The sequence below is a fragment of the Acrocarpospora pleiomorpha genome, assembly GCF_009687885.1.
GTDB lineage: Bacteria > Actinomycetota > Actinomycetes > Streptosporangiales > Streptosporangiaceae > Acrocarpospora > Acrocarpospora pleiomorpha.
Genome location: NZ_BLAF01000099.1, coordinates 19927 through 29848 on the forward strand (window position 1 = coordinate 19927; position 9922 = coordinate 29848).

Here is a 9922-nt window from a genome sequence, read left to right on the forward strand (position 1 = left end):
CGCCCGAATCTACCCTGTGTGGTGGTCAAAACGCCTTGTCAGCCACGCGTGGGCGACACGGACCGAAGCGCGTCGAGTGCCTGGGTCGTGTCGGCGATCAGGTCCTCCGCGTCCTCAAGCCCGATCGAGAACCGTACGGCCGCCGCGTCCTCGCCGGAGCGGGTCACCGAGGCCAGGTGGGCGACCTTGGTGTGGGTGCCGCCCATCGAGGTGGCGATCCTGGCCATCCGGACCGCGTCGGCGAGCGCGACCCCGGCCTCGTACCCACCGTACGGCGTGACCGTGACGATCGCCCCGAACCGGGTGCCCTCCGGCCCCGAGTCGAACAGCAGCCGGGCGAGCTGGTGCCCGGGATGGGTGGGCAGGCCCGGATAGTCGACCCGCCGTACGGCCGGATGTTTGGCGATCGCGGCCGCGAACACGAGCGCGGTCGAGCACATCCGGCGGACCCGCAGCGTCAGCGTTTCCAGGCCGCGCCTGAGCAGGTAGGCGTCGTCCGGGGAGAGCGACGCGCCGGTGTCGACGCGCACCTCGCGGACCTGGTCGATCAGGTCGGGGCGGCCGACCACGACGCCGCCGACGCAGTCGTCGTGGCCGCCGATGTACGTGGCGGCCGAGTGCACGACCAGGTCGGCGCCGTGTTCCAGCGGGCGGCAGACGATCGGGGTGGCGAGGGTGGAGTCGACCACCAGCAGGGCGCCCGCCTCCCGGGCCACCCGGTAGAGGCCGCGGATGTCGGCGACGGCCATGGTCGGGTTGGCCAAAGTCTCGGCGTACACGATCTTGGTGCCGGGGCGGACGGCGGCGCGCACGCGCCGTACATCGGCGTAGTCGACGAAGTCGGCGGTGACGCCGAAGCGGGAGAGCACGGTGGTGAGCAGCGCGTGGGCGCGGCCGTAGAGGGGCGCGACGACGTGCGCGCCGGAGCGCAGGAAGGTCAGCAGCACGGTGTTGATCGCCGCCATGCCGGAGGAGAACGCCTGACCCGCCACGTCCTCGGGGGCGGCGGCCCCCTCCAGGGAGGCCACCCCGGCGGCGAACGCGGCCACGGTGGGGTTGTCGATCCGGCTGAGCACGTCGGCCTGCTCGGCGGTGCTGTCGAAGGTCCAGGCCGCGGAACGCCAGACCGGCGGTCCGATCGGGACCTGCCGGGGCGTTGTCGCTTCGGGCAGGTGGACCGCCCTGGAGTTCTCGCCGAGTCGTCTCCGGCTGCGCTTCACCGGCGGTTCACCAGCTTCTTCTATCGGGATTTACACGCCATATCGCTCTGGCTTGGGTGTTCGTGACATCAGCAGCATCGCGGCCTCCGCCGGGGTCATGCCGTCGTGCACGACCCCCACCACGACCTCCGTGATCGGCATCTCCACGTCGTGCTTGGCGGCCAGATCCAGCACCGACTCGCAGGATTTCACGCCCTCGGCGGTCTGCTTGGTGGCCGCCACCACCTCGGCCATCGTCATGCCGCGCCCGAGATTCTCGCCGAACGTGCGGTTGCGGGACAGCGGCGAGGTGCAGGTCGCGATCAGGTCGCCCATCCCGGCCAGACCTGCGAACGTGTGCTGGTCGGCGCCCAGCGCCGCGCCCAGCCGGGAGATCTCCGCCAGCCCGCGCGTCATCAGCGTCGCCCGCAGGTTGTCCCCGAGCCCCATCCCGACCGCCACCCCGACCGCGAGCGCGATCACGTTCTTGACCGCGCCGCCCAGCTCCACCCCGACCACGTCGGGATTGGTGTACGTCCGGAACCACGGCAGGTGGCAGGCCTCCTGGAAACGTTCGGCCACCATCGTGTCCGAGCAGGCCACCACGGCGGCGGCGGGCTGCCGCTGGGCCAGCTCGCCCACCAGGTTGGGCCCCGACACCACGGCCACCCGCCCCGGCGGCACCTCGGCCACCTCGACGATGACCTCGCTCATCCGTTTGGTGGTGCCCAGCTCGATGCCCTTCATCAGGCTGACCAGGACCGCTTCCGGCGGCAGGAACGGCTTCCACGCGGCCAGGTTGGCGCGCAGCGTCTGGGCCGGCACGGCCAGCACCACGAAGTCGGCCCCCGCCATCGCCTCGGCGGGGTCGGTGGTGGCCCGCAGGCTCTCGGGCAGCCGGAGTCCCGGCAGGTAATCGGGGTTCTCATGCTCACGGTCGATGGCGTGGACGATCTCTGCGCGCCGCCCCCACAGCGTCGTCCGAGTGCCCGCCTCGGCGAGGATCATCCCGAATGTCGTCCCCCACGAGCCGGTTCCGAGCACGGCAGCCTTGGTCAATCCCTCACCGGTCATTCCCTCACCGTACGCCGAAGTCAGCCGTTAGCGCGGGTGCCGGGGACCTTCTCGCCGCGCAGCTCCGCCAGCTGCGCGGTGATCGCCGCCATGATGTCGGCGGTCGCGTCCCTGAGCACGTCAGGACTCATGTCGTGATACCGCGACAGATCGACCGGCGGCCCGGTGAGCGCCCGGAACGTCTTGCGGGGGAACAGCCGGATCTTCTTCTCGCCGTACGGCAACAGCTCCTGGGCCCCCCAGTGGGCGATCGGGATGACCTTGGCCCCGGTGGCCAGCGCCAGCCGGGCGACTCCCGTCTTGCCGGTCATCGGCCACAGGTCCGGATCGCGGGTGATCGTGCCCTCCGGGTAGAAGAGCACGCAACCGCCCTCGCGGAGCCGCTGCTCGGCGATGGCCAGTGACTCGGTCGCCGCCTCGCTGCCGCGCTCGACCGGGATCGCTCGCATGGCGCGTACGAGGTAGCCGAGCACCGGCACCCGGAACAGGCCCGCCTTGGCCAGGATGACCGGCCAGCGGCCGTTGACGTGCAGGTAGTGCGCGAGCAGCACCGGATCGGTCCAGGACAGGTGGTTGGTCGCCACGATCACCCCGCCCTGCCGGGGGATCAAGTCGCCGCGCCGCCAGTCACGCTTGACCAGCAGCAGGGACAGCGGCTTGACGATCACAACGGCGAATGCTTCCCAGAAGCGGGTGGGTCGTCCGGCGCGGCGGCTCATCGTAGTTCCTCACCTGTCCCCAAATCACCGGGTCTGTGCGGGCCAGTCTCCCGGTTGCGCCGCGCCGATGTCGAGGCGGGATGCTGGGGTAATGCAGGAAGCACGCTGGTCGATCGTCATCCCCGTGAAGACCCTCATCAGGGCGAAAACCCGGCTCGCGGGCGCCGCGGGCGCGCACCGCGAGGATCTCGCCGTGGCCGTCGCCACCGACACCGCCTCGGCCGCCCTGGCCTGCCCGCTCGTGGCCCGCGTGATCGTGGTCACCGCCGACCCGATCCCCGCCGCCCGCCTGTCCCGCCTGGGCGCCGTCGTGGTTCCCGACCCCGACAAGGGCCTCAACACCGCCCTGCGCGCGGGCTTCGCCGAGTCCGTACGGCTGGCGCCCGGCGACCCGGTAGCCGCCCTCCAGGCCGACCTGCCCGCGCTCCGCCCCGCCGAGCTCGCCCGCGCCCTCACCGCCGCCGCCGAGTTCGAGGAGTCCTTCGTCCCCGACGCGCCCGGCGTCGGCACCACGCTCTACGCGACCGGCCCGGGCATCCCGTTCCGCCCTCGCTTCGGCGGCGAGTCGCGTGCCCGGCACCTGTCCTGCGGGGCGAAGGAGCTGCTCCTGGACGGCATCGACTCGGTCCGGCGCGACGTGGACACGGTCGAGGACCTGCGCGCGGCGGCGGCGCTGGGCCTGGGCCCGCACACCGCCGCCGTGACCGCCAGGTTCCTAGTGGGCTGACTCCTCCTCCAGCGCCTTCTCCGGCAGCAGGAACGAGACCACGAAGGTGAGCGCCAGCATGCCGGCCACCACCCAGAGCGTGACCTCCATCGCGTTCTCGAAGCTCATTTTCGTTGAGCTCGGTCCGGTCGGGACGTCGCCGAGCAGGTCGAAGAAGACCGTGCCGAGCAGCGCCACCCCGAACGCGTTGCCGAGCTGCTGGATCGCGGTGAGCGTGCCGGAGGCCGAACCGGTCTCCTCGGGCTCTACCCCGGCCAGGACCAGGTTGAAGAAGGGCGACATGAGCAGGCCCATGCCGAGGCCGGTCAGCACCAGGGTGGGGGTGAGCTGCCAGGGGGTGACGCCCATTCCGGCGATGTTCAGGGTGATCCAGACGCCGATCACGCCCAGGATCATGATCGCCGTACCGAGCTGGAAGCAGCGGCGGCCGAACTTGAGCAGCGGCTGCGCCAGCCCGAACCCGACGATCATGCCGACCGACCACGGCACGCCGGCGAGCCCGGCCTTGAGCGGGGAGTAGCCGAGCCCGATCTGGGTGTAGAGGTTGAAGACCAGCATGAAGCCCGACATGCTCGCGAAGAACACCATCCCGGTGGCCAGGCCGCCGTTGAAGGCCCGCTTGCGGAACAGGCTGGGCACGATCAGCGGGTCGCCGCCGGAGCGGCTGCGGCGCGACTGGTACCAGCCGAACAGCCCGAACATCGCGACGGACGCGGCGATCATCACGAACGCCCACGCGGGCCAGTCGTTCTCCCGGCCCTGGACCAGCGGATACACGATCAGCAGCCCGGCCGCCGAGGCCAGCGCGACGCCCAGCAGGTCCAGCCGGAGTGGATGCGGCGAGCGTGACTCGGGCAGGAACCGCAGCCCGCCCGCGAAGGCGAGCAGGCCCACCGGCAGGTTGATCAGGAAGATCATGCGCCAGCCGGTGCCGAACAGGTCGGCGTCGATCAGCCAGCCGGCCAGGATCGGCCCGCCCACCGAGGCCAGGCCCATGATCGGCCCGAACATGCCGAAGGCGGTCCCCATCTCCTTCGGCGGGAACATCTCCTTGATCATGCCAAGCCCTTGCGGGATCATCACGGCCGCGAACAGCCCTTGCAGGGCGCGCGAGCCGACCAGCATCTCCGGCGACTGGGCGAGCCCGCACAGCAGCGACCCGAGCGTGAAGCCCGCCGCGCCGATCAGGAACATCCGGCGCCGCCCGTAGATGTCGCCTAGCCGGCCACCGGTGAGCAGGCCCATCGCCATGGCCAGCATGTACGCCGCGCCGAGCCACTGCAGCACGCTCGCGGAGCCGCCCAGATCGGCCTGGATGTGCGGACCGGCGATGTTGGTGACCATGGCGTCGATCAGGTCCATGATCTCGGCGCCGAGGATCACGAAGAGCGCGGGCCACCGCCAGCGGTAGCCGACTATCTCTTCGGAGACTGTCGTGGTCATGGGGGTGACCTCCAAGGAGAACAGTGTTCAGATCACAGTGAACACTGTTCTAGCATGAACACTGTTCAGTAGACAAGAGTCATGTTCGCCTTCACGATCGTTGTTCACTAAAGTGGTGACCCGGCTCGAGAGGATGGTGCATCAGTGAGCGAGACCGACCTGCCGTCGCCGCCCTGGGACCGCAATCGCCGGCGGTCCGCCCCCGCGAAGGTGCCCCTCACCCGGGACCGGATCGTCGACGCGGCCTACACCGTGCTCGACCGGGAGGGCTACGACCGCTTCAGCATGCGGCAGGTCGCGCTCGAACTCGGGGTGGCCGTGTCGGCCCTCTATGTGCACGTCGCCAACAAGGACGAGCTGTTCGAGCTCATGTACAACCGCATCTTCACCGGCGAGGAGCTCCCGGATCCCGACCCGGAGAACTGGCAGGAACAGATCAAGGAATTCGCCCGCCAAGGCCGCGCCCGCCTCCACCGGCACCGAGACCTGGCCCGCATCTCCATGGGCCACATCCCGTTCACCCCCGAACTCCTCCCCTACGTGGAACGCCTGATGGCCATCTTCCGCTCCAGCGGCATGCCCGACCCGGTCGCCGCCATGGCCGGAGACCTGCTGTCGACCTACATCGAGGGGTTCTGCCTGGAGGAGAGCATGTGGCTGGCGCGCTACCGGGACATGGACGAGGCCACCTGGGACACCAAACGCACCGAAATCATGAACTACTTCGCCGAACTACCACCCGACCGCTTCCCCAACATGGTCGCCATGGCGCCCTACATGGTCGACGAGTCAAACGACTACCGCTTCGAACTGGGCGTCGACATCTTGGTCCGCGGCCTGGCCTCCTACATTCCGGCCCGCTGAGGTTACGCTGACCACGTGCAGGCCACGGTGAAAACCTACGACGAGACAACCCGCTCCGGCTCGGTGTACCTCGACAACGGCACAGAGCTCCCCTTCGGCACCACGGCCTTCGACGCGGGCCCACTACGCCTGCTCCGCGTCGGCCAACGCGTCAACATCGTGGTGGCTGGGGATCAGATCACGTACATCACACTGAGCACGTTTCCCGTCCCGGCCACGCCGGAGTAGCCGGGGAACACTCGCCCCGAAACGTAAACGGCGCCCCCGGGATGGGAGGCGCCGTTCGCGGGCTTGAGCTACTTCTTTTTCGCCTGCTTCTTGCCGCCGACGTTGACCAGCTCCTTGAAGTCCGCGCCTGGGCGGAATTTGGGCGCCCAGCTCTCGGCTACCTTGATCGGCGCGCCGGTCGAAGGGTTCCGAGCCGTGCGGGCCGGCTTGTGCACCATTTCAAAGGCGCCGAAGCCGGTGATGGAGACCTTGTCGCCGCCCGCGACCGCGTGCTGGATGGCCTCAAGGACGGCGTTGACCGCCTCGGTGGCCGTCTTCTTGTCCCCGACGCGGTCAGCGATCGCGTCGACGAGTTCCTTCTTGTTCATCTGGTTCCTCCCCCTTACGCGCTTGAAAGTAAGGGAGGAACGCGCGCGACTCAATCACCTTACGTGATTTGGTCTTCACTCGGCGTGTCGAATTCGCCGTCCAGGTAGGCGATGAAGCCATCCAGCCGGGCAGTTGCATGGGGAATGTCACGTTTAGCCGCATTACAGATGGCCAGCAGCCTCTTGGCGAGGCGAGCCCGCTCCTCGCACGGCACGGCGAGCGTCCTGACGCGGCGCTGCGTCTCCCGCAGTCGCCGCGCCAGCTCGTCTTCTGGTCCGCCCGGACGGGTCAGACGGTCGTCGGCAGCCATGGCTGCCGACCATTCTCGTACGCCGTGATGTCATCGGCATGACGCAGGGTCAACCCGATGTCGTCAAGCCCCTCCAGCAGCCGCCAGCGGGTGTAGTCGTCGATCTCGAACGACCACGCCCCCTCACCCATCCTGACCTGGCGCTCGACCAGATCCACGGTGATCGTCACGGTCGGATCGGCCTCGACTGCGGCCTGGAGCTCCTCAACCACTTTGGCCTCCAAGATGACCGGAAGCAGGCCCATCTTGGTGGAATTGTTGCGGAAGATGTCACCGAACCTGGCGGCGATCACGGCGCGGAAGCCGTACTGCTGGAGGGCCCAGACGGCGTGCTCGCGGGACGAACCCGTGCCGAAGTCGGGCCCGGCCAGCAGGATCGAGGCGCCCGCGTAGACCGGGTTGTTCAGGACGAAGTTCGGGTCCTCCCGCCAGGCGGCGAACAGGCCCCTCTCGAAGCCGGTACGGCTGACCTGCTTCAGCCAGACGGCCGGGATGATCTGGTCGGTGTCGACGTTGCTGCGGCGCAGCGGGACCGCCGTGCCGGTGTGCGTGGTGAAAGCGTCCATGATCCTGTCTCCTAGGCCAGGTCGGCGGGGGCGGTCAGCTTGCCGGTGACGGCGGTCGCGGCGGCGACCTGCGGGGACACCAGATGGGTCCGGCCGCCCTTGCCCTGCCGGCCCTCGAAGTTGCGGTTGGAGGTGGAGGCGCTGCGCTCACCCGGAGCGAGCGTGTCCGGGTTCATCCCGAGACACATGGAGCATCCGGCCTCACGCCATTCCGCCCCCGCGGCCTTGAACACCTCGTCCAGGCCCTCCTTCTCCGCCTCCAGCTTGACCAGCATCGACCCGGGCACGATGAGCGTCCTGGTCCGGACCGTACGCCCCCGGAGGATGTCGGCGGCGGCGCGCAGGTCCTCAAGACGCCCGTTGGTGCAGGACCCGACGAAGACCGTGTCCACCTCGACGTCGCGCAGCGGCGTCCCGGCGGTGAGCCCCATGTATTCCAGCGCCCGCTCAGCCGCCGACCGCTCCACCGGATCCGCGAACTCCTCCGGCCTGGGTACGGCAGCCGCCAGCGGAGCCCCCTGCCCCGGGTTGGTCCCCCAGGTCACGAACGGCGTCAGCGTCGCCGCGTCGATCTCGACGACCTGGTCGAAGACGGCGTCGTCGTCGGTCCTGAGCGTGCGCCAGTAGGCCACGGCCTCGTCCCAGGCGTCGCCCTGAGGGGCGTGCGGGCGGCCCTGGAGGTAGGCGAAGGTGGTCTCGTCGGGAGCGATCATCCCGGCCCTGGCGCCCGCCTCGATGGACATGTTGCAGACCGTCATGCGGCCTTCCATCGACAGGCTCCTGATGGCCTCGCCGCGGTATTCCACGATGTAGCCCTGGCCGCCGCCGGTGCCGATCTTGGCGATGATCGCCAGGATCAGGTCCTTGGCGGTCACCCCGAACGGCAGCGCGCCGTTGACCTCGATGGCCATCGTCTTGGGACGGTAGGCGGGCAGGGTCTGGGTGGCCAGCACGTGCTCGACCTCGGAGGTGCCGATGCCGAACGCGATGCCGCCGAACGCGCCGTGGGTGGAGGTGTGCGAGTCGCCGCAGACGATCGTCATGCCGGGCTGGGTCAGGCCGAACTGCGGGCCGATGATGTGCACCACGCCCTGACCGGCGTCGCCCATCGGGTGCAGCCGCAGGCCGAACTCGGCGGCGTTCTTGCGGAGCGTCTCGACCTGGGCCCGGGAGACCGGGTCGGAGATCGGGCCCAGCACGGTCGGGACGTTGTGGTCCTCGGTCGCGATGGTGAGATCGGGGCGCCGCACCTTCCGGTCCGCGAGCCGCAGGCCGTCGAACGCCTGCGGGCTGGTCACCTCGTGAATGAGGTGCAGGTCGATGAAGAGCAGGTCGGGCTCGCCCTCGGCGCGCCGCACGACATGCTGCTCCCAGACTTTCTCGGCCAGTGTGCGACCCATGGTTCTCAACGCCTCCTTGCGTCTTTTCCCCCGAGTGATCATCTCTTATGATGAGACGGAAATATCGGGATATGGAACTCTACCGGCTGCTTGTTGGTATCGCGTTTGCATCTCGGATAGCGAGACGGCAGTATCGGGGTATGGACAACTCTAGCGGAGTCGGGGTACTCGACAAGGCCGTTCTCGTGCTCAACGCTCTGGAGGCGGGCCCGGCTTCGCTGGCCCAGCTGGTGCAGGCCACCGGCCTGGCCAGGCCCACCGCCCACCGCCTGGCCGTGGCCCTGGAGCACCACCGCATCGTCTCCCGCGACACGCAGGGCCGATTCATCCTCGGCCCTCGGCTGTCGGAGCTGTCCACCGCCGCCGGAGAAGACCGCCTGCTCGCCGTCGCCGGACCCGTGCTCACCCAGCTCAGGGACCAGACCGGCGAAAGCGCCCAACTTTACCGCCGCCAGGGCGACGAACGCGTCTGCGTCGCCGCCGCAGAACGCGCCAGCGGCCTCCGTGACACCGTCCCCGTCGGCTCCGCCCTCCCCATGCTCGCCGGCTCCGCCGCCCAGATCCTCCTCGCCTGGGAAGAACCCGACCGCCTCCACCGCGGCCTACGCGGCGCCAAGTTCACCGCCGCCACCCTCGCCAGCGTCCGCCGCCGCGGCTGGGCCCACAGCGTCGGCGAACGCGAACAGGGCGTCGCCAGCGTCTCGGCCCCCATCCGCGGCGCCGGCGGCAAGGTCATCGCCGCCGTCTCCGTCTCCGGCCCCATAGAACGCCTCAGCCGCACCCCCGGCCGCCTCCACGCCATTCCGGTCGTCACCGCCGCCGAACGCATCACCGAAGCCATGCGCCGAGCCAACTAACCCAAAACCAAGCTCCCGCCGCGATCGCCCAAACGAAGCGGCAACTCGCTCCGGATGGTTCTCCCACCCACCCACCCTTTGTTTTCCCTCGGGCTCCGCCCGACCCCGTCATCCCGTGGTTACCCGAGCGAAGCGGCAGCCGAATCCGGGGTTCTCCCACCCACCC

Annotated in this window: 12 protein-coding genes; 4 read left to right on the forward strand and 8 right to left on the reverse strand. The window is 69.5% G+C overall.

Translation table 11 applies throughout. The features are described 5' to 3' along the window. Window positions 1-38: 38 nt before the first annotated feature. The 3 genes from Aple_RS48245 to Aple_RS48255 are packed head-to-tail and all read right to left on the reverse strand — an operon-like array spanning window position 39 to window position 2992. Entirely contained in the window at window positions 39-1220 is a 1182-nt protein-coding gene (locus tag Aple_RS48245) for a trans-sulfuration enzyme family protein (protein ID WP_155351525.1), read from the reverse strand. Window positions 1221-1250: 30 nt separating this feature from the next. Further along, window positions 1251-2258 carry an NAD(P)H-dependent glycerol-3-phosphate dehydrogenase gene (locus Aple_RS48250; protein ID WP_155351537.1) on the reverse strand — a complete coding sequence of 336 codons (1008 nt, stop codon included), beginning with the start codon at window positions 2256-2258 and terminating at the stop codon, window positions 1251-1253. Between the two features lie 35 nt (window positions 2259-2293). Next, window positions 2294-2992, reverse strand: a complete 699-nt coding sequence (locus Aple_RS48255; RefSeq protein WP_155351526.1) for a lysophospholipid acyltransferase family protein — start codon at window positions 2990-2992, stop codon at window positions 2294-2296. 91 nt (window positions 2993-3083) lie between these two features. Between Aple_RS48255 and cofC the strand changes: the two genes are divergently transcribed. Then, on the forward strand, window positions 3084-3719 hold the full coding sequence (cofC, locus tag Aple_RS48260) for a 2-phospho-L-lactate guanylyltransferase (protein WP_155351527.1): 636 nt from the start codon (window positions 3084-3086) through the stop codon (window positions 3717-3719). Here the strand turns inward: cofC and Aple_RS48265 are convergent. Further along, window positions 3708-5162 (reverse strand): MFS transporter, encoded by a 1455-nt coding sequence (locus Aple_RS48265; RefSeq protein ID WP_155351528.1) that lies wholly within the window; start codon window positions 5160-5162, stop codon window positions 3708-3710. The two genes, cofC and Aple_RS48265, sit on opposite strands and share 12 nt — an antisense overlap. 144 nt (window positions 5163-5306) lie before the next feature. Here Aple_RS48265 and Aple_RS48270 point away from each other — a divergent pair, with 144 nt between their 5' ends. Then, complete coding sequence (locus Aple_RS48270) at window positions 5307-6026, forward strand: TetR/AcrR family transcriptional regulator (protein ID WP_155351529.1); 720 nt, start codon at window positions 5307-5309, stop codon at window positions 6024-6026. Between the two features lie 15 nt (window positions 6027-6041). After that, the gene (locus tag Aple_RS48275) at window positions 6042-6254 is read left to right on the forward strand and encodes a hypothetical protein (protein WP_155351530.1); all 213 of its coding nucleotides are present in this window, start codon (window positions 6042-6044) and stop codon (window positions 6252-6254) included. 68 nt (window positions 6255-6322) lie between these two features. Here Aple_RS48275 and Aple_RS48280 read toward each other — a convergent pair whose 3' ends face one another. From Aple_RS48280 to leuC, 4 genes are read right to left on the reverse strand one after another with little or no spacing between them, the layout of a single operon-like run. Further along, complete coding sequence (locus Aple_RS48280) at window positions 6323-6622, reverse strand: HU family DNA-binding protein (RefSeq protein WP_155351531.1); 300 nt, start codon at window positions 6620-6622, stop codon at window positions 6323-6325. A gap of 59 nt (window positions 6623-6681) precedes the next feature. Next, the gene (locus Aple_RS48285; protein WP_155351532.1) at window positions 6682-6933 is read right to left on the reverse strand and encodes an SCO5555 family protein; all 252 of its coding nucleotides are present in this window, start codon (window positions 6931-6933) and stop codon (window positions 6682-6684) included. Continuing rightward, on the reverse strand, window positions 6912-7499 hold the full coding sequence (gene leuD, locus Aple_RS48290) for a 3-isopropylmalate dehydratase small subunit (protein ID WP_155351533.1): 588 nt from the start codon (window positions 7497-7499) through the stop codon (window positions 6912-6914). Before leuD ends, Aple_RS48285 begins: the two co-directional genes overlap by 22 nt. 11 nt (window positions 7500-7510) lie before the next feature. Beyond that, complete coding sequence (leuC, locus tag Aple_RS48295) at window positions 7511-8899, reverse strand: 3-isopropylmalate dehydratase large subunit (protein WP_155351534.1); 1389 nt, start codon at window positions 8897-8899, stop codon at window positions 7511-7513. Between the two features lie 140 nt (window positions 8900-9039). Here leuC and Aple_RS48300 point away from each other — a divergent pair, with 140 nt between their 5' ends. Beyond that, on the forward strand, window positions 9040-9756 hold the full coding sequence (locus Aple_RS48300; protein WP_155351535.1) for an IclR family transcriptional regulator: 717 nt from the start codon (window positions 9040-9042) through the stop codon (window positions 9754-9756). Window positions 9757-9922 lie beyond the last annotated feature (166 nt).